Annotated in this window: 12 protein-coding genes, 1 tRNA gene and 1 pseudogene; 6 read left to right on the plus strand and 8 right to left on the minus strand. The window is 67.5% G+C overall.

Translation table 11 applies throughout. The features are described 5' to 3' along the window. Positions 1-799, plus strand: a 799-nt coding sequence (locus tag K9U41_RS03245; protein ID WP_282639429.1) for an NlpC/P60 family protein, incomplete at its 5' end; no start/stop codon positions are given. 99 nt (positions 800-898) lie between these two features. Here the strand turns inward: K9U41_RS03245 and K9U41_RS03250 are convergent. Further along, entirely contained in the window at positions 899-2,563 is a 1,665-nt protein-coding gene (locus K9U41_RS03250) for a sensor domain-containing diguanylate cyclase (RefSeq protein WP_282639430.1), read from the minus strand. Positions 2,564-2,777: 214 nt separating this feature from the next. Here K9U41_RS03250 and K9U41_RS03255 point away from each other — a divergent pair, with 214 nt between their 5' ends. Together K9U41_RS03255 and K9U41_RS03260 are read left to right on the plus strand one after the other, a co-directional pair. Continuing rightward, the gene (locus K9U41_RS03255) at positions 2,778-3,476 is read left to right on the plus strand and encodes a YggS family pyridoxal phosphate-dependent enzyme (protein WP_282639431.1); all 699 of its coding nucleotides are present in this window, start codon (positions 2,778-2,780) and stop codon (positions 3,474-3,476) included. Between the two features lie 43 nt (positions 3,477-3,519). Further along, positions 3,520-3,595 (plus strand) — tRNA-Glu (locus tag K9U41_RS03260). Positions 3,596-3,602: 7 nt separating this feature from the next. On the opposite strand, the gene K9U41_RS03265 is transcribed toward K9U41_RS03260, so the two are convergent. The 3 genes from K9U41_RS03265 to K9U41_RS03275 form a co-directional block, all read right to left on the minus strand. Further along, entirely contained in the window at positions 3,603-3,824 is a 222-nt protein-coding gene (locus K9U41_RS03265) for a hypothetical protein (protein ID WP_282639432.1), read from the minus strand. Between the two features lie 211 nt (positions 3,825-4,035). After that, entirely contained in the window at positions 4,036-4,719 is a 684-nt protein-coding gene (locus tag K9U41_RS03270) for a Fe2+-dependent dioxygenase (RefSeq protein ID WP_282639433.1), read from the minus strand. Positions 4,720-4,801: 82 nt separating this feature from the next. After that, a complete protein-coding gene (locus K9U41_RS03275; protein ID WP_282639434.1) occupies positions 4,802-7,114 on the minus strand; it encodes a TonB-dependent receptor in 2,313 nt (770 codons plus the stop codon). 601 nt (positions 7,115-7,715) lie between these two features. Here K9U41_RS03275 and K9U41_RS03280 point away from each other — a divergent pair. Then, positions 7,716-8,669, plus strand: a complete 954-nt coding sequence (locus K9U41_RS03280; RefSeq protein WP_282639435.1) for a tetratricopeptide repeat protein — start codon at positions 7,716-7,718, stop codon at positions 8,667-8,669. Positions 8,670-8,915: 246 nt separating this feature from the next. Here the strand turns inward: K9U41_RS03280 and K9U41_RS03285 are convergent, their stop codons facing one another. From K9U41_RS03285 to K9U41_RS03300, 4 genes are all read right to left on the minus strand, one after another. After that, the gene (locus K9U41_RS03285; protein ID WP_282639436.1) at positions 8,916-10,880 is read right to left on the minus strand and encodes a MacB family efflux pump subunit; all 1,965 of its coding nucleotides are present in this window, start codon (positions 10,878-10,880) and stop codon (positions 8,916-8,918) included. Between the two features lie 2 nt (positions 10,881-10,882). Further along, complete coding sequence (locus tag K9U41_RS03290) at positions 10,883-12,193, minus strand: efflux RND transporter periplasmic adaptor subunit (RefSeq protein ID WP_282639437.1); 1,311 nt, start codon at positions 12,191-12,193, stop codon at positions 10,883-10,885. Positions 12,194-12,209: 16 nt separating this feature from the next. Beyond that, complete coding sequence (locus K9U41_RS03295) at positions 12,210-13,769, minus strand: efflux transporter outer membrane subunit (protein ID WP_282639438.1); 1,560 nt, start codon at positions 13,767-13,769, stop codon at positions 12,210-12,212. A gap of 83 nt (positions 13,770-13,852) precedes the next feature. Beyond that, positions 13,853-16,069 (minus strand): PepSY domain-containing protein, encoded by a 2,217-nt coding sequence (locus K9U41_RS03300; protein ID WP_282639439.1) that lies wholly within the window; start codon positions 16,067-16,069, stop codon positions 13,853-13,855. A gap of 304 nt (positions 16,070-16,373) precedes the next feature. Here K9U41_RS03300 and K9U41_RS03305 point away from each other — a divergent pair, with 304 nt between their 5' ends. Together K9U41_RS03305 and K9U41_RS03310 are read left to right on the plus strand one after the other, a co-directional pair. Continuing rightward, entirely contained in the window at positions 16,374-17,093 is a 720-nt protein-coding gene (locus K9U41_RS03305) for a response regulator (protein WP_282639440.1), read from the plus strand. A 509-nt stretch (positions 17,094-17,602) separates the two neighbouring features. Beyond that, positions 17,603-18,556: pseudogene (locus K9U41_RS03310) on the plus strand (ATP-binding protein); the annotation flags it as partial. Positions 18,557-18,701: the final 145 nt, after the last annotated feature.

Genomic DNA, 18,701 nt, shown 5'->3' on the forward strand with positions numbered 1-18,701 from the left:
CGCCTCCGCCGCCCTGAAGGGACAGGTGGACGCCGCCCGCTACGTGGAGGGCGACGTGCGCCGCGTGGCGGTGCCGGTGGCGCCGCTGCGGCGTCGCCCCGCCAGCGACGCCCCGCTCGAAACCCAGGCCCTGTTCGGCGAGACCGTCCGCGTGTTCGAGGATGATCCCGAGGGCTGGTCCTGGGTCCAGCTCGAAGCCGACCGCTACGTGGGCTACATGCCCACGGAAGCCCTCGCCCCGCCGGGCGCCGAACCCACCCACACGGTGCGCGCGCTGCGCACCTTCCTGTTCCCCGGCCCCGACATCAAGCTGCCGCCGCGCGAGGCGCTGGTGCTGGGCAGCAAGGTGGCGGTGCGGGAGGTTCGCGGCGGCTTCGCGGTGACGCCCGACGGCTTCCTGCCCGCCGTGCATCTTGCCGAGCGCGCGGAGCGGGAGGGCGATTTCGTGACCGTCGCGGCCCGCTTCCTGGGCGTGCCCTACCTGTGGGGCGGCCGCTCCAGCCTCGGCCTCGACTGCTCCGGCCTGGTGCAGACGGCGCTCGCCGCCACCGGCGTTGCCGCCCCGCGCGACAGCGACATGCAGGAAGCGGCCCTCGGCGCTCCCCTCGCGCTCGACGCGGAACTCCGGCGCGGCGACCTCCTGTTCTGGCCGGGCCATGTGGGCATCGCCGAGGCGGCGGACACCCTGCTGCATGCCAATGCCTTCCACATGGCGGTGGCGCGCGAGCCCGTGGGCGAGGCGCTGACGCGCATCGCGGCGGCGGGACTGGCCTTGCGCAGCATCCGCCGGCTCGCCTGAGGCTACGGCGCGGCACGTCTGAACGCAGACCCGCGACCACAGGCCGGCAAAGGCCGACCCGCGGCGGCACGCCCGATCGGGCCGGACGGGCTGGGGGAACTATCTGAAGGTGCCGTTCGCCCCGGTGGCGTAGCGCTCGGCGTTGGCAACCACCCGGTCCCGCCCGGAGCGCTTGGCCTCGTAGAGGGCGGCATCGGCGGCGGCCACCAGCGTGTCGGGGCTGCCCTCCAGCGTGGGCGTGGTGCTGGCCACGCCGAAGCTGGCCGTCAGGCGGCGGCGGGGCGAGGCCGGATGGGCGATGGCCACCTCGCCCAAAAGCCGGCGGACGTCCTCCGCGAACGCCAGGCCCGCCGCCAGATCCGCCCCGGACATCAGGACGATGAATTCCTCGCCCCCGTAGCGGGCGACAAGATGGCTCGTCCCCGTCGCCGCGGCCGACAGAATGCGCGCCACGGCGCGCAGGGCCTCGTCGCCGGACAGGTGCCCGCGCGCATCGTTGAACGCCTTGAAGTGGTCCACGTCCAGCATCACCAGGGTCAAGGGGGCACCATCGCTGCGGGCGCGCACCCAGTCCTGGGAGAATTGCACGTCGAAGGTGCGGCGGTTGGCAAGGCCGGTGAGCCCATCGGTGCGGGCGAGGGAGGCGAGGCGCCCGTTCATGGTGCGCAGCTCGCTGTTGCGCTGGGACAGGCGGCGGGCCATCTCGTTGAACGCCCGCACCAGCGGGGCGAATTCGGTGACGTCGTTGTCCTTCACATGGTCGGCTTCGCCGCGGCCCACGGCGGCGACCGAGCGCGTCAGCCGCGCGATGGGCGTGATGACGATGCGCTCGGCGGCAAACCACGACACCAGCAGGAAGCAGGCCAGCGCCGCGAAATGCGCCAGCGCTGTGGTCTGGATCTTGCGGTCGATGGGCGTGAGGACCTTGGCGGCATCCATGCCCACCACCACGCGCAGGTCCAGCCCCTCGAAGCGGTTGAAGGCGAAGATCCGCTCCTTTCCATCATAGCCGACGGTGGTGACGACGCCTTCCTTGACGGCCATGATCTTGCGCGTCAGCGGATGGTCGGGGAAGCGGTGCTCCACGACATCGGCCAGGGTCGGATAGCGCACCAGCACGGCCCCGCCTTCGCCCACCACATCCACGACCGCGCCCGCCTCCACCGCACTGCCGGCGGCAATCCGCGAGAGCCACTGCAGGTCGAGGATAATGCCGGCGACCGCAAGCGGCTTCCCGCTCGGCGCGCGCTCTGTCCGCAGCAGGAAAACCGAGTTCTGGCCGCTGAAGCGCGAAAAGAACAGTTCGGTCATGAACATGTCTTCGGCGGTGAGGGCTTCCTGAAAAAACGGCTGGTCTGCGATGTTGACGCCCATGGCGAACGGCGCATGGGCACATTTCACGTCGCCGTCGGGGGTGGCGACGAAAACGCCCTGGATCCCGGCCACCTCGTTGGCGAGCCGGGTCACGAAGGGGATGCAGGCGTCCGCATCCTCCAGCAGGTCTTCCGACTGCCGTGACACCACATCGAGCACGGTGCGGGCCCGCGTCAGCCCTTCGAGCTGGGCGAGCGTGGCGCGGCGGACCAGATCGCGGACATCGTCCTCAAGGGACTGGATCTGGTCCTGACGATCCGCGAAGAGGGCCATGATGCGCTCGACGGAGAGCGGCACGGCAACGAGGCAGATCAGAAAAAGAATGCGCAGGCGCAGGCTGGAAAGCCGTCTCGAAGCGACTGGCGCCTCTTCGCCGCTACGCTCGACCATGCTCGGCCATGCCCCCTGAGGACGGAAACGCGAAACAGCCGCCCAGTGAGTTGTAAACGCTTCTTGATCGGATGGGGAGATCAGTCCATCTGCTGGCGGATGGACCGGTCTCGCGGGGGGCAGCGAGGCCCTGACTCCCGTGTTTATCGCATTTTTCTTCAAGCGTAGCGGTATCCCCGCATCAAGAATGCTCCGGTCAAGAGGTCGAGGTATCATGAACAGGCAAGCCCAGGCGCAGGACGCCGCGTCGGGTCTTCAGGCGGTGCGCACGCAGATCCTGTCCGCCTGCCATGACAGCGGGCGCGATCCAGCCGCCGTGACGCTGGTGGCCGTCTCCAAGACCTTCCCGGCCCCCGAGATCGTACCGGTCATCGCGGCTGGCCAGCGGGTGTTCGGCGAGAACCGGGTGCAGGAGGCACAAGGCAAGTGGCCCGCATTGTGCGCCGCGCATCCGGGCATCGAGCTGCATCTCATCGGGCCGCTCCAGTCCAACAAGGCGCGCGAGGCGGTGGCGCTGTTCGATGTGATCCATACGGTGGACCGGCCGAAGATCGCCATCGCGCTGGCCGAGGAGATGGCGCGCCAGGGCCGGCGCCCGCGCCTGTTCGTGCAGGTGAACACCGGGGCCGAGCCACAGAAGGCCGGCGTTCTGCCGGAAGCTGCGGACGCCTTCATCGCCGAGTGCCGGGAGCGGCACGCCCTGGAGATTTTCGGCCTGATGTGCATTCCACCGGCGACGGATGTGGTCGACCCGCATTTCGCGCTGCTGGCCAAGATCGCGGCGCGCAACGGTCTTTCCGGGCTTTCCATGGGCATGAGCGCCGACTTTCCGGCCGCCATCCGCCAGGGCGCGACGCACGTGCGTGTGGGCAGCGCCATCTTTGGCCACAGATCCTTGCCCCGGGAGGCTTGAAGTCCCCGCCGAACGCCGCTATAGAGCACCCCTCTCGCGAGATGCTCCCATCGTCTAGCGGTCTAGGACGTCGCCCTCTCACGGCGAAAACAGGGGTTCGATTCCCCTTGGGAGCGCCATTTGCGTTCAAAGCCGCCCCCCCGCCGGATGGGTGGCATGTTCAGCGAGTACGGCCTGTTCCAGCACCGTCCTTGATCCGTGGATGCGGATGACGTGGTCGTCGACCTCCACGGCGTCGATCAGGGATCGCAGATAGGCCTTGCGGAACGGCAGCGCACCTTCGGTGATGTTGGTGCGCATGAGCTGGCCGAACCGGGTGATCCGGTCCGGACCAGCGCTCCGCGGCATTGGGGCAACGGTCCGAAGCCGGAGCAATATTCGGGTCTGACGCAGGTTTGGTGGAGACGATTTAAGGGGCACCTATGAGGCGCGCCGGAAGGAGATCGAGCTTTCCCCTCCCGTACATCCGGTGCTTGAGGAGTTTAAGCTTGGCGATCTGCCCTTCGGCCCGTTTTTTCCACCAATTGCCACCTTGAATGTCATGTCCGCCCGTACGGCGTCACATGTCCGCCCATTGCCGGAGCAGGTTGTGATAGACGTTGGTGAGGGCGAGAACCGCGGGATCGTCGTCCGGCAGCTTCGTGCGGATCGCGATGATGGCGAGGTCGAGATCGTAGAGCAGCCCGCGCCGCTCGCTTTCCTTGATCATCGACTGGGACCAGAAAAACGCCCCCCAGCGGCTGCCGCGGGTAATCTCGTTGACACGGTGCAGGCTGCTCGAGGGATAGACCACGGCGTGGCCCGCCGGCAGCTTCACCTCCTGCGTGCCGTAGGTGTCCTCGATCACCAGTTCGCCGCCGTCATAGTCGGCGGGGTCGCTCAGGAAGAGCGTGGTGGAGACATCGGTGCGCAGCCGTCGGCCGGCGCCGGGAATGGCGCGGATGGCGCCGTCCACGTGCGCGCCGAACTTCATACCCACGTCGTAGCGGTTGAACATGGGCGGAAGCACGTGGAGCGGCATGGCCGCCGAGTTGAAGACGGGGTTGCGGCCGAGCGCGCGGAGAATGATGTCGCCGAGTTCCAGCGCCTGCGGCGACTCCACCGGGATCTGGAGGTTGAATTTCGATTTCGCGGCCTGCTGGCCCGCCGTCACCCGCCCATCGACCCAAGGGGACGATTCCAGCACGCGGCGGCAATGAACGACTTCCGCTTCGGTCAGCAGATTCGGGATTTCGACGAGCATGCGGGATCCGTTGACAAGCAAAGACCGGGGCGGCGCGGGCGGAGAAGCCTCCGTCCGCGCCGCCCGCCTGGACACGCGAGGTTCAGAAGGTGGCGCCGACCGTCAGCGTGAAGGTGCGGCCGGACGCGGGGATGGCACGGTTGCCGAAGCCGCTGGAATAGTTCAGCTCGTTCGTCAGGTTGTATCCGTTGAGCGCGACGCGGTACTTGTCGTGCCTGTAGGACACCAGAGCATCGAGCGAGAATGTTTCCGGAATGATCGCCGTGTTGGCGCTGTTGGTGAAATAGTCATCCGCATAGGTGATGCCGCCACCGACGAGGAGCTGTCCGGGCAGAGTCTTGATCAAGCCGCCCTTGATCAGATCATAGGTGGTCCAGAGCGTGAAGTTGTTCGGCGAGACGAAAGGGACCTCGTTGCCGACATTTGCGGCCGTGGCCACGGGCGAGGTGAGGATCGAGCTGTCGTAATAGGCATAGCCCGCCTGGATGCTCCAGGCGTCCGTGATGTTGCCCGTCACACCAAGCTCGATGCCCTGCACGCGCTGGGTCTCGCCGCTCTCCACCGAATCCCCGGTCACCGGATCGGTGTAGAAGACGTTGCTTTTGTTGACGCGGAAGATCGCCGCCGTGAGGCCGAGCTTGCCGTCCAGCACCGAGATCTTGGCGCCGGCCTCCCAGGTTTCATTGTCTTCCGGCGCAAGGTCCCGCTGCGTGGGATTGACCACCGTGGCATCATTGGTGGGGAAGGCGCCCTGGGGCGTGAAGGACTTGGCGTAGGAGACATAATAGGTCTGGGTCTTGGTCGGCTCCCAGATCAGCGAGACCTTGGGGCTCCAGAACTGCGTGTCGGAGTCCGCGTTCACCCAGGTGCCGGGGCTGGCCGGACAGGTGACCGCCGTGTCGACGCACCAATAGCTGTAGTCGGTCGAATAACTGTCCCAGCGGGTTCCTGCCAGGATGGAGATCTGATCGGTGAACCAGATGCGGTCGCTGGCGAAGACGCCGAAATCGGAGGTGTCGCTGATCTTCTGTCCGTTGTTGCCCAGCGGGTTGGAGTAAAGGTAATAGCCCGTTATATTCTGGTAGATCGGGTTCCAGATGGTCGAGGTACCCTTGCTGCCGTTGACGGAGATCAGGGTGCGCTCGTCATTCACCGTGTAGTAGTCGATGCCGGTTACCAGCTCATGGCGCAGCCATCCGGTCTTGAACTTGGCGTTCAAGGTGGCGACGTTCTGCGCCGCCCAGCTCGTCTGGTCGAAGCCCGGATTGCCGCCGCCGAACGTGACGGCGGGATCCTTGCCGTCGAAGAACTGACCAGTACAGCTCGCCTCGTATTTCGCCTCCGTGATCGGCGACGTCCCCTGGCTGCAGCCCGGCACCGTCGTAGCGAAGTTGCGGGTATAGTATCCGATGCGACTGTCGTTGGTGAAGGTCAGCCAGTCGTTGATCTCGTTCTTGTAATTGGAGGTGAACATGTTGGTGTCGGTGATGTCGCGGTCGGTCACCTTGCCGTAGAAGGTGTTGCGCGGCACGCCCCATTCGGTCACCGGCTGGCCGAGCGCACCGAATTTCTGGACGTCACTGTACAGGGGCGTAACGATCGGAACGCCATAGTCGGGCGTGCGGTCGCCGTGCTGATAGAGATAGTTGAGATACAGCGTCTGGTTGGTGCCGAGGCCGAAGCCCAGCGATCCCATCAGGCCCCAGCGGTCGGCCTCGACGTGGTCGCGATCGACGATGTCCTGCTGATTGACCATGCCGACGATGCGCACGGCCGTGGTGTCGTTCAGCTGCTGGTTGACGTCGAAGACACCGCGATAGAGCGGGCCCGAGCCGAACTGGCCCTCGATGTCATACACGTTGCCGCGATGGGCCTGCTTGAGTTCCGAGTTGATGGCGCCGCCGGTGGTTCCGGAACCGAAGCTCTCGGAGCTTGGCCCCTTGAAGACCTCCACGTTCTGATAGGCGAAGCTGTCGCGCACATAGACGCCGAAGTCCCGCAGGCCGTTGATGTAGATGTCGCCCTTGGCCTGGAAGCCACGGATGCGGAACTGGTCGCCGTTCATGCCGCCGCCGCCCTCGCCGATGGCGACGGTGACGCCGGGCACGTTGCGCAGCGCCTGTTCGAGCGTGGTCACGCCCTGCTGCTGCATCGTCTCCTGCGAAATGACGGTGACGACCTGCGGCGTATCCTGGATGGTGCCCGGCAGGCGGGAGAGGCCCGTGCTCGCTTCGAGCGCGTTGGCCGGCTCACCCTCGCTGGCCACGACGATGGTGGGCAGTTCCAGAGCGGACGATTCCAGGTTCGAATTTTGCGCCTGCTGCGCGAATGCATCCAGCATGGGCACCGCAGACATGGTCATCGCGAGACCGGCAGTGACCGTGGAATGCTTCATCGCCGGCCGAAGTGTCCTCAACGCCACCATACCAATTTCTCCTGTTCGATAACCCGCTCTCGAACGAAAACCATTTCGACTTGAATCAAGAAAAAACGTTCTGAAAGTTTTTATTATGCAATAATGCAATTCGTAATTTTGTTGATTTTGTTTGTCAAAATACATCAAATCGGATTTTATTATTGTTATAATAAACTTCTAGTATGCTATAGATCAGTCATGCATGGTCCACGCTCGACGCATGGGATCCATGTGTCGAGTTTTGTCCGCCAGATCAAAATCCTGCGGTCTCATCTTGTCCCGACGCTCGGGCGCCGCTGTCGCTATCGCCTCACTGGAACGACTTCGATGAGCCGATCCGGGCGGAAACTTCCAGCAACGATCGAGATATAATGATCGATCATGCTGCGACGCAACTATTATGTTTTTTATTAGATCTAAGTTAGGCCGAAGTCTGAAAGACTGAGACATGGTGCGATTTTTTGATACAGAAATGTACACTATTTGGAATAATTAAAATTAAGATCTTCGCGCCTTCTGCCACAGGGGTATTGACACGGATGCGCATCTCCGGGGTCTCTAGGCCCTCTCTCAATACGGCGTGGAGCACGCGGTCATCCAACGGCCGTGCAGGTCCACGGTGGCAGTCCGCAGTGCAGGGTCCCAGATGGTCGACGAACGGATTTCCTACAAGGCTCTCAAGGAGATCCATCCAGATGTCCTGCGTGCCCGGATGGGGGAGGCGCCGCAGGAGGCGGCCCGCTGGGTCCGCGCGGCCGCGCTGAACGGAATAAAGAGCGCGCAGGTCGCCTGGGGCCAGATGCTGCTCGACGGCCAGGGCGTCGAGCGCGATCCAGAGGCGGCGCTCAGGTGGTTTGCGATCGCCGCCGAGGCCGGCAGTCTCGACGGCGTCAATATGGTGGGCCGGTGCCACGAGTTCGGCTGGGGCTGCGCGCCCGACATGGCCGAGGCCGCCCGCCATTATCTTTCGGCGGCGGAGCGCGGCCACGCCTGGGCGCAGTTCAATCTCGCCACGCTCCTGCTTCACGCCGACGAATTTGCCGCCGATCCGTCCCCGGTCCTCGCATGGTACGTGCGCTCCGCGCGCCTCGGAAATGCGAAGGCCATGACCATGATCGGGCGCTTTCTCGAGCGCGGATGGGGGCGACGCGCGCGCCCCGCGGCCGCGCGCCGCTGGTATCGAATGGCGGCCCTCGGCGGCGACTATCGCGGACAGTTCGACTACGCCCGCACCCTGTTCGAGGACGGCTTCATCGCGGAGGCCATCAGCTGGTTCTCCCGTTCGATCGAGGCCGCCGTCCCGGATTTCTGCCGGCTGGCCGAGCCGGGACTGCGGAAGGCGGCGCATCCCGCCCTCGACGCCCTGGCGGACCGGGCGCTGGACCGCGTGCGGGAGGCCGAGGCCCGCGCGACCGCGCTGGTGCGCGCAGAGCTGGTACGCGCGGAGGCGACCCGCAAGGCGAAGCCCCGCCGCCGGCCGGCGTTGTCGTGGCTGCGCTATCGTCGCGCGCGGCGTGAAAAGATGACTCCGTAAGGCGTATCAGCCGCCCGCACCGGCTCCGATGCGCCGATGGGCTGCTTAAGACGGGGCGCGCCGACTGGAGCGCGTATGGCACCCTGGACCAGCCCGGATGGGTCCGGGCACGACCCCGATCCATGCCGCAGGCCGCTGGGCATGACGCCACGTCCTGCGGCGCGGCCGGTTGGCCGGATTGAGCGCAAGCCTCCCGCCACCGCGCGAAGGCTGGGGCCGCTGGGGCGGGAAGCCCCGGGCGTCGCCTCAATCGCGCGCCAGGGCCATCACCGGATCGAGCCGCGAGGCATTGCGCGCCGGCAGGTAGCCGAAGCCGACGCCGATGAGGCTCGAACAGAGCACCGCCGCGACGATGGAGGTCGCGGAATAGATGAGGGTGAAGTTCGATCCCATATGGGCGAAAACCACGCCGAACCCGAGCGCGAGGCCGATGCCGGCCACCCCGCCCACAAGGCACACCAGCACCGCCTCGATGAGGAACTGGTTGAGGATGTCGCTGCGCCGCGCCCCCACCGCCATGCGCACGCCGATCTCCCCCACCCGCTCGGACACCGACACCAGCATGATGTTCATCACCCCGATCCCGCCCACGATGAGCGAGATGATGGCGATGGAGGCGATCAGCACCGTCATGGTCTCGGTGGTGGCGGTGATGGTATTGCGGATGTCATCGGTGTTGATGATGAAGAAGTCCTTCATGCCGTGGCGCTGGGTGAGGAAGCGCGTCACCTGCTGCTCGGCCACGTCCATGGGCGCATCGTCCGCCACCTTCACGGTGATGGAGCGCAGCGAGCTTGAGCCCACGAAGCGCGTCTGCACCGTGGTGAATGGCAGATAGATGGACAGGTTCTGGCTGGAGCCGAAGCCGCCCTGCTGTGGCGCCACCACCCCGACGACCCGCACGAACACGTCGCCGACCAGGACCACTTGGCCGAGGGGGCTTTCGGGAAAATCCTTGAACAGGGTGCGGCGTGTATTCTCGTCGATGACGGCGTCGAGGGCACGCTCGCGCACGCCTTCGGCGTCGAAGAAGCGGCCCTGGGCGAGCCTTGCCCCCTTGGCCTCGAAATACCCCTCGCCGACACCGTTGACGAGGGCGCTCGCCTCGATGGCGCCGAAGCGCACCGTGCTTGATTTCGACACCGTTGGCGTCACTGCGGCCACATAGTGCTGCCGCGCGAGGGCATCCGCGTCGGCCACCACCAGCGTGGTGATGCGGCCCGAACGGGTGTCGCCGAAGCTGCGGCCGGCGAAGATCTCCAGCGTGTTGGTGCCCAGGTTCGAGATGTTGGCGAGCACCTTTTGCCGCGAGCCCTCGCCCAGCGCCACCACGCACACCACCGAGGCGATGCCGATGATGATGCCCAGCATGGTCAGGAAGGTGCGCAGCCGGTGGGCGTTCATGGCGAGCAGCGCCATTACGAACGCCTCGCCGAGCCGGTCGATATAGGCACGCCACCCGGCGAGCCGGCCCGTCGCCGTCCGCGGGCCGGGCGCGGCGCCGGACAGGGGCGCCGGCGCGGCGCCGCCGGGACGGTCGGCGACGATCTCGCCGTCGCGGATCTCGATGATCCGCCGGGCGCGTTCGGCCACCTTCATGTCGTGGGTGACGATGATGATGGTACGCCCTTCGGCGTTGAGTTCGTCGAGGATGCGCAGCACCTCCGCCCCGCTCTTGCTGTCCAGCGCGCCGGTGGGCTCGTCTGCGAGGATCACGTCGGCGCCATTCATCAAGGCACGGGCGATGGAGACGCGCTGCTGCTGGCCACCGGAAAGCTGGCCCGGCCGGTGCTCCGCACGGTCGGCCATGCCGAGCCGGGCCAGGATCGCCTCCGCGCGCGTCCGGCGGGCCTGCGCGCTCGCCCCCGCATAGACGGCGGGGATCTCCACATTGCCGAGCGCCGTCAGCTCGCCCAACAGGTGATAGCGCTGGAAGATGAAGCCGAAATGCTCGCGGCGCAGCGCCGCCAGTTCGTCGGGTTCGAGGGCGGACGTTTCCTTGCCGCCGACGCGATAGCTGCCGGAGGTGGGCCGGTCGAGGCAGCCCAATATGTTCATGAGCGTCGACTTGCCCGAGCCGGATGCGCCCACGATGGCCACGATCTCGCCGCGCTCGATTTCAAGGTCGATGCCCTTGAGCGCCGCGATGGTGCCCTCGCCGGAGGGGTATTCGCGCCACACCTGCTTCAGCTGGAGGAGGGGCGCGTCCATGCTCACAGCCCCCCCATGGGAGATGGCGGCCCACCCGGCCGGCGTTGTTGCTGCTGCTGACCGCCGCCGGCCGCCCCCGGCACGGCCTCGCCCGTCACCACCTTCTCGCCCTCCACCAGGCCCGAGCGGATCTCCGCGGTGATCTTGTCGTTGAGGCCCACCTCGACGCGGCGGCGCTCCACCGTCCCGTCGGGCTGGAGGACGCGGACATGATAACCTCGACCCGCGCGCACCAGTGCGGTCGAAGGCACGGTGAGCACACCCGCCGCGCGGCCGAGCACGATGTGCACCTCCGCCGTCATGTAGGTCCGCAGCCGGCCCTTGGGGTTCGGCACGTCGAACACGCCGATGTAATAGATGGCCGAGGTGGTGGAGCCCGAGGACGACGAGGACGAGCTTGTCGAGGTTGCGAAGCTGCTGTCGCTCTTGATGGATTCGGACGCCGGCTCGATGAATTCGAGCTTGCCCTCGTGCCGCTCCTCCGGCGCGCCGACCACGGTGAACCAGAGCGGCATGCCCGGCGCGACCTTCACGATATCGGCCTCCGAGATGTCGGCGCGCACGGTCATCACGTCAAGCTGGCCGAGGATGACGATGCTGGGCGCCGACTGGGAGGCATTCACCGTCTGGCCCTCCTGGGCCACGATGGCGAGCACGGTGCCGTCGATGGGCGCCGTGATGCGGGTGTAGCCGAGGTTGGCCCGGGCGGTGTCCACCGCGATCTGTGCCCCCACGATCTGGGCCTCCAGGGCGGCGAGCTGGGCGCGGGTCACCTTCACGGTCGCGTCGGCAACCTCGAAATCCGCCTGCGAGACCGCCTTCTGCGCCACCATGGTCCGCTGGCGCGTGAGCGTCTGTTCGTTGAGCACGAGGGTCGCCTCCTTCTCCGCCCTCTGGGCGCGCATGTTGGCGAGGGAGGCTTCCGCCGTGCGCAGCGCATTCTCCTGGGTGACCGCGTCGATCTGCGCGATCAGCTCGCCCTTTTCAACCTTCTGCCCCAGCTTGACCTTGAGCGAGAGGATGCGCCCCGACGCCTGCGAGCCCACGGCCACCAGGCGTGACGGCTTGAGCGTGCCGCTCGCCAGCACGGTTTCCTCCACGGTGCCGGAGGTCACCGGCGCGGTCATGATGCCGGTGCCGGGCGCCGGGGTGGTGTAGCGGGTGTAGCCATAGGCACCCGCACCGAGGAGGACCGCCAGCAGTCCCCATTGCCACAGCCGCCGGCGCGGCCGCGAACCGGCGGCGCCGGGCTTGGGCTTGGTCGCATCTTGCGGGGTGATGCCGGTCTCGTCGAAGGGAGGCAGGGCGTTCATGGTTGGGCGCGTCCTGTCATTGGCTCGCCGACAGCTTGAGACGGGCGAAATGCGGGCCGGTGTATCCGTCCACCACCTCCCGCGCGGAGGTGTCGACCATCCCGTCCCAGCCGCCGCCGAGCGCCTTGTTGAGGGCGATGTAAGATTTGGCCGTCGCGACCCGGCTCTGGATGAGCTGGGTCTCGGCCGAATAGAGCGAGCGCTCCGCCGTGAGCACGTCGAGGAAGCTCGAAGCCCCGTTCTCGTAGAGGGAGCGGGAGAGCCGCGCCGCCTCGCGGTAGGAGGCGGAGGAGGACGAGAGCTTGCCCGTCCTGATGCGTTGCTGGGCGAGGGAGACGGACGCGTTCTCCACCTCTTCCAGGGCGGTCAGCACCGATGCCTTGTAGGCGATGAAGGATTGGTCGCGCCCGGCCTCGGCCAGGTCCACCGCCGCCTTCAATTGCCCGCCGGTGAAGATCGGCACGGTGAGGGAAGGCCCGAAGGCCCAGCTGATGGAGGAGGCGCGCCCGAGGTCGCCGAGCTGGGTGCCGGTGGCGTTGATGTTGCCGGTGAGGCTGATGGCGGGATAGCGGTTCGCCTCGGCCTGGCCGATGAGGGCGGTGGACTGGCCGAGCCGGCGCTCGGCGGCACGCACGTCCGGCCGGCTGGCCAGCACGTCGGCGGGAATGCCGCGCGGCACCGGCAGGCGCGGCGAGGGCACCGCGCGCACGACCGCCATGCGTCGGGCGAGCGTGGCCGGCGGCTGTCCGATGAGGACGGAGAGGCGGTGGACGCTCGCAGCCAGCGCCGCCTCGATCTCGGGAATGTTGGCCTCGGTGCTCGCCACCTGGCCGGAGGCGTTGGCCACGTCCAAGGCCGAGACGGCGCCGGCATCGAGCCGGCGGCGGGTGAGCGCTTCCGTCTCCCGTTGCGAGGCGGCGGTGCGGCGGGCGAGGGCGATCTGCGCCTGGTAGCCGCGCGCGTCCGCATAATTGGATGCGACATCGCCAACCAGGGTCAGCAAGGCGGCGTCAAGATCGTCCACGGACGCATCGACGCCGAAGACCGCCGCCTCCACGCCGCGGCGGTTGGCGCCGAACAGGTCGATTTCCCAGCTGGCGTCGAGCCCGGCCTGGTATTGGCCGTAGCCGCTGTCGACGGTGACGTCGCCGCCGGAGCCGACCCGCCCGCCATTGGCGCCGCGCGTGCCGGAGGCGTTGCCCGTGACCTGCGGGAACAGCGCGCCCACCTGCTGGCGATAGCTGGCGCGCGCCGCCCGCACGTTGGCCTTGGCGGTGGCAACATCAAGGTTGCCGGCGACCGCCTCGTCCATCAGGGCGTCGAGCACGGGATCTCCCATCCGCCGCCACCACGCCTTGAGATTGGGCGCCGCCTCGGCATGGGTAGGCTCGACTTGGGTGCGCGGTACCGCCCCCCAATGACCGGGCAGGGGCAGCGCGGGGGTCTCGTATTCCGGCCCGACGGCGCATGCCGCGAGGCCAAGAGCAAGCAGGCTCCCGAGCACGCCCCTGGGTATGCCGGCTCCGGGCCGTCCCTTGCCGGCGGGGGCGGAGACCGGCGCATCGCGGCCCGGCATCGGGGCCGCACGGGGACGCACGAGCGTCCTGCCGCCCCGGCCCGGATCGGGGCGGGGCGGGACTGCCTCATGAGGGTGTGGCATCAGTCGAACGTGTCCATGCGGACGCGTCCCTCGGCCAGCCACCGGCCGACCTCGTCCCGCGCGGCTTCGGGCTTCAACCCGCCCTCGGCGACGAGGATATGGGCGATGGCGTCCTCGACCGCACGCGCCATGGCGCGCCGGCCGCAGATATAGACGACGGCCTTCTTCTCCACGAGCCAGTCGAACACCGCCGCGGCATTCTCCATAAGCCGCGCCTGGACGCGGGCACCGTCCCCGGGATCACGGGAGAAGGCGGTGTCCATGCGGGTGAGCGTGCCGTCGCGCAGGGCGGCCTCGAACAGCTCGCGCCACAGGAAGTCGCCGTCGCGGTGCCGGTTGCCGAAGATGAGCCAGGCGGGTCCCGCCCGTCCGGACGCGCGGCGCTCGGTGATGAAGCCGGGAAAGGGCGCGATGCCGGAGCCCGCGCCGATCATGAGGATCGGCCATGCGGGGTCCGACGGCGGATTGAAGCCGGGGTGCGGATCGAGCCGCGCCTCGATGGTCGCGCCGTCGAGGGCCTCGCGCACCAGATAGCCGGAGACGCGGCCCATGTGGGGCGTCCCATCCCCATCGCTCCAGGAATGGAGCCGAACGGTAAGGTCGATGCGGCCGGGATCGACCCGGCTCGAACTGCCCACGGAATAGGAGCGAGGCACCTCCCCTTCGCCGGGGGACAGGCGCACAAGGTCGCCCGGGCGGAAGACGAGGTCGGTGCCACCCTTGAGCATGATGCGCCAGGTCTCCAACGTATCCCCGCGCGCCGGATCGTCCAGGCGCTGGCGGGCGGCGACCGTGAGCGCGACCGGCGCGCTGACGGGTGGGAGCTGGGCGACGGCGCACGTCAGCCCCAGCTCGGCGCGCAGCGTATCGACCCAGGAGACCCATGTCGCCGACGGGTCCCCGTCCGCCTCCCACATGGGAACGGCTTCTGCCGCACCGGCGGAGAGCAGCGCCGAGCGCAGCCTCTGCCCGCCGCCGCAGAAATGGGTGTAGGTGCGCTCGCCCAGGGCCAGCACCGCGAACCGGACCCCCTTGAGGCTCCCTGGCTTCAGAGCCTTCGCGACGGCCCGTGCACCGTCCGGGATCTCGCCCTCGCCGGTGGTGGAGGCGATGAGCAGGACGAGGCGGAAGCGGGCGAGATCCTTGGGCTTCACCGCGCCGATGGGGGCGATGGCGGCCTTCTCGCCTGCGGCTGTGAGGCCGTCATAGGTGGCTGTCGCGAGGCGCGCGGCCCTCCCGGTCTGGCTCGCATGGGCGACCAGGATTTCGGCGCCGGCCGCGAGCGGTTTGGCCCGGTTGCGCCGCCAGCGGCGGAACCAGGACACGAAGCCGGTCACGGTGAGGCCCAGAAGGGCGAGGGAAATGATGAAGTTGAGGCTGCCGGACCAGGCTCCGCCCCAGGTTCCCTCATGAATCTGCTTGACGAGGTTCGGGCCGCCGGTCATCGGCGTCACCCCGGAATCGGTGACGACGAAGCTGCCGGCCCTCGGTCCCTCGCCGCCTCCGGCGATCTGGACCATCACCGCGCCGCCCCGGAGCCGGCGCATCGCGGCAAGCCGCGTCATATCCAGATCGCGGGAGGCGATGGTGACGGCTTCGCTGAGGGCCACCGGCCGCTTCGGGCGCGGCAGCTCAGGACGCGGGCCCACACCGATGCCGAGCGTCAGCATCACCGCGGTGACCGGCGAGGTCAGGGTCAGCGGCAGGAGGCACCAGCCCACGGCCGCGTGCCAGCCCATGAGCGTGTTGCGCAATCGCAGCCAGGCCATGAACGGCCCGACCACCATGATCGCCAGCATGAGATAGGTCGCAATCTCCACCACGATGCCGAGGCCCAGCAGCAGCGTCTGGTGCAGGCCCTGCGCGGTGCGGAAGATGTCGATGCCGCCTGCCGGCGCGGGCGTGTGCTGGCCGGTGGCGATCTCCCAGCTGCCACTCACCTTCGGGTCCTGGGACATGACGGCGATGGCGCGGCCGCCGTCGATGACGCTGGCCCCCCCGAACTGGCCGCGGGACTCCACGGTGCCAAGGAGCGTCTTGAGGGCGGCCACGTCGATGCCGGCACCGGCGAGCCCGCTCGACTGGCTCGCATTGATGATCGGCCGGAATGACAGAACCGCGCCGGTGAGAATGATCACCAGGAAGATCGGGGCGAGGATCAGGCCGACCCAGCGATGAAGGACGATCAGCACGGACCGGACGGGGGCGAACGACATGACAAACTCCGATGGGCGAAACGGCACATGCGGGGCTGGACGGCACTCGGCCTGTCTGGCGGCAGGTTCCTTCGAGCCCCCTTATGAACCGTCGGAGTCCCGGGAGTTTGTCGCAGCGCAGCAGGTTGGTAATCGTTCGTGCCTCTTCTGCGGAGATGACACAATTCGATACAATTTCGTGGTAGCAAGCGCCGGTTCACTCCGCTCAAGTCGCCCCGGGGCATGCGGCGCATCCGGGTTTCCCGGCAGCGCGGGCATCGGTCAAATGGCGCAGCGCGGCGAAGCTGGTTGATATCTGGAACGCATGGAACGCACGCCGCACATCCTCGTTGTCGACGATCACCGCGAGATCCGCGAATTGCTCGCGAAATACCTGACCCGAAACGGGTTCAGGGTCAGCGTCGCGAGCGGGGGCGCGGACATGCGCCAGCAGATGCGCACCGGCACGTTCGACCTCGTGGTGCTCGATATCATGATGCCCGGGGACGACGGGCTCACCCTGTGCCGCCAGTTACGGCAGTCGAGCGACATTCCCGTCGTCCTGCTCACGGCGGCGGCGGAGGAGACCGACCGGATCGTCGGCATCGAATTGGGTGCCGACGATTATGTCACCAAGCCCTTCAATCCGCGGGAACTCCTCGCCCGCATCCGCGCCATCCTGCGCCGCGCGCAGGGTCCTGCGCTCGCGCAGCAAGGCGGGCCGCGCCGCTATCGCTTCGACCGGTGGCAGCTCGATCCCGACCGCCGCGTGCTGCTCGACGAGACCGGAAGCGAGGTCCGCCTCGGCAGTGCCGAATTCCGCCTTCTGGCTGCCCTGGTCACCCGCCCTTCCGTCGTGCTCACCCGCGACCAGCTTCTCGACATCACGGCGGGTCGGCCGGCGCAGGTTTTCGATCGCAGCATCGACAATCTGGTCAGCCGGCTCCGGCGCCGGATTGAACGCGACCCCCAGCATCCGGAGCTTATCAAGACTGTGTGGGGCGATGGCTACGTCTTCGCCGCACCGGTCGAGGTGGACCCGTGAACCGCCTGGCGCGCATGGTCTGGCCGCGCAGCCTGGCCGGCCGGCTTGTGCTTCTCCTCGTGGCGACGCTCGCCATCGCGCAACTGCTGCTGATCACGGTGCTGCAGACCCAGAATGACAGCGTCATCGTCGGCATTGTCCGCGGCCAGGCGCTCAGCCAGACGGTGACGCTGGTCCGGCTGATCGAGACCATGGAACCGGAGGATGTGAACCGGCTCACCAACGCCTTCGAATCACGGGGATTCTGCGCGTGGGTCTCCTCAAGGCCACCCGACCCCCGCAGTATGACGCGGGCCGAGGAAAGCCTTGCGAACCTGCTTGCACGGCGTCTCCACGGCGTCGCGCGCGATCGTCCCGAAGTGCACATCGACACCGACGGCACCTTTGACCGCAACTGCCCCGAGCGGCCCGCTGACGATACCCCCTGGCTCCGGCGCGAGGCCGGCAGCGGCTCGGCCACGGCCACGACCCAGGGGACGCCCCAAGGGCAACGGCCGGGCTTCGGCGCCGTGGCCCTGAGTGTGCCGCTGTCGGATCAGCGCTGGCTGCACCTGAAGGCGCTGGTGAGCCTGCCCGGCATCTGGAATCGCGCCACCCTGCTCTCGTTCCTGATCTCCTCGCTGGCGGTTTCCTGCGTGACCATCGCCTGCGTGCGGTTGCAGACCCGCTCGCTCCGCTCCCTCGCGGACGCCTCCGAGCGGCTGGGCCGAGGGGAGACGGTGACCGCCCTGGACCTGCGCGGGCCGGCGGAGGTGGCGGCGGCGACCCTCGCCTTCAATACCATGCAGCAACGGCTCAGCCAGTTCATGCACGACCGCATGCGGCTGCTGGCGGCCATCAGCCACGATCTGCGGACGCCCCTGACCACGCTTCGTCTCAAGGCCGAATTCGTGGACGACCAGGAGGTGCGCGCCGACATCGTCGCCACCATCGACGAACTCGTGGCCATCTGCGAGGCGACCCTCGCCTTCACCCGCGCCGAGGCCATCAGCGAGGATACGCAGACCGTGGACCTCGATGCCCTGTGCGCGGATGTGGTGGAGGAATTCGCCAGCGTCGGTGCCGATGCGCAGATGACCGCAGGCTCCCCTTGCCTCCTTCCCTGCCGCCCGGTCGCCCTGCGACGCGCCCTGCGCAATCTCCTGGACAATGCGGTCCGTTATGGCCGGAGCGCACGGGTCTCCGTCCTGCGGCCGGGGCCGGGCACCGTCACGATCAGGGTGGAGGATGCCGGGCCGGGACTGGCGGAGGATCTGATCGAGGAAGCCTTCAAGCCGTTCGTGCGTCTGGAGCCGTCGCGCAGCAACGAGACCGGCGGCATGGGACTGGGCCTCGCCATCGCGCGCAGCATTGTCAAGGCGCACGGTGGCGAGTTGACCCTGGCGAACCGTCCCGGTGGAGGCCTGAAAGCCGAGATCGTCCTGCCCACCGCAGGATCGACGCCGGGATCGCCACAAGCATAAAACGCCCGCGTCAGCCAAAACCGCGCCCAAATGCAGAATATAATTTTCTGTATCTTAGATTGGCATAATCTCAACAGCATGGATGATTGTCGTTTCATCCATTTTGGTGCCCTGTTTCTGGTATGCTTTAATTATCCATGATCTT

Source organism: Xanthobacter autotrophicus (genome assembly GCF_029991245.1).
Classification (GTDB): domain Bacteria; phylum Pseudomonadota; class Alphaproteobacteria; order Rhizobiales; family Xanthobacteraceae; genus Xanthobacter; species Xanthobacter autotrophicus_C.

Bases quoted from the DNA above. Each gene is read 5' to 3' on its own strand.
- K9U41_RS03250 (WP_282639430.1), bottom strand. From the start codon at position 2,563: ATGGTCGAGCGTAGCGGCGAAGAGGCGCCAGTCGCTTCGAGACGGCTT.
- K9U41_RS03255 (WP_282639431.1), top strand. From the start codon at position 2,778: ATGAACAGGCAAGCCCAGGCGCAGGACGCCGCGTCGGGTCTTCAGGCG.
- K9U41_RS03265 (WP_282639432.1), bottom strand. From the start codon at position 3,824: ATGCCGCGGAGCGCTGGTCCGGACCGGATCACCCGGTTCGGCCAGCTC.
- K9U41_RS03270 (WP_282639433.1), bottom strand. From the start codon at position 4,719: ATGCTCGTCGAAATCCCGAATCTGCTGACCGAAGCGGAAGTCGTTCAT.
- K9U41_RS03275 (WP_282639434.1), bottom strand. From the start codon at position 7,114: ATGAAGCATTCCACGGTCACTGCCGGTCTCGCGATGACCATGTCTGCG.
- K9U41_RS03285 (WP_282639436.1), bottom strand. From the start codon at position 10,880: ATGGACGCGCCCCTCCTCCAGCTGAAGCAGGTGTGGCGCGAATACCCC.
- K9U41_RS03290 (WP_282639437.1), bottom strand. From the start codon at position 12,193: ATGAACGCCCTGCCTCCCTTCGACGAGACCGGCATCACCCCGCAAGAT.
- K9U41_RS03295 (WP_282639438.1), bottom strand. From the start codon at position 13,769: ATGCCGGGCCGCGATGCGCCGGTCTCCGCCCCCGCCGGCAAGGGACGG.
- K9U41_RS03300 (WP_282639439.1), bottom strand. From the start codon at position 16,069: ATGTCGTTCGCCCCCGTCCGGTCCGTGCTGATCGTCCTTCATCGCTGG.
- K9U41_RS03305 (WP_282639440.1), top strand. From the start codon at position 16,374: ATGGAACGCACGCCGCACATCCTCGTTGTCGACGATCACCGCGAGATC.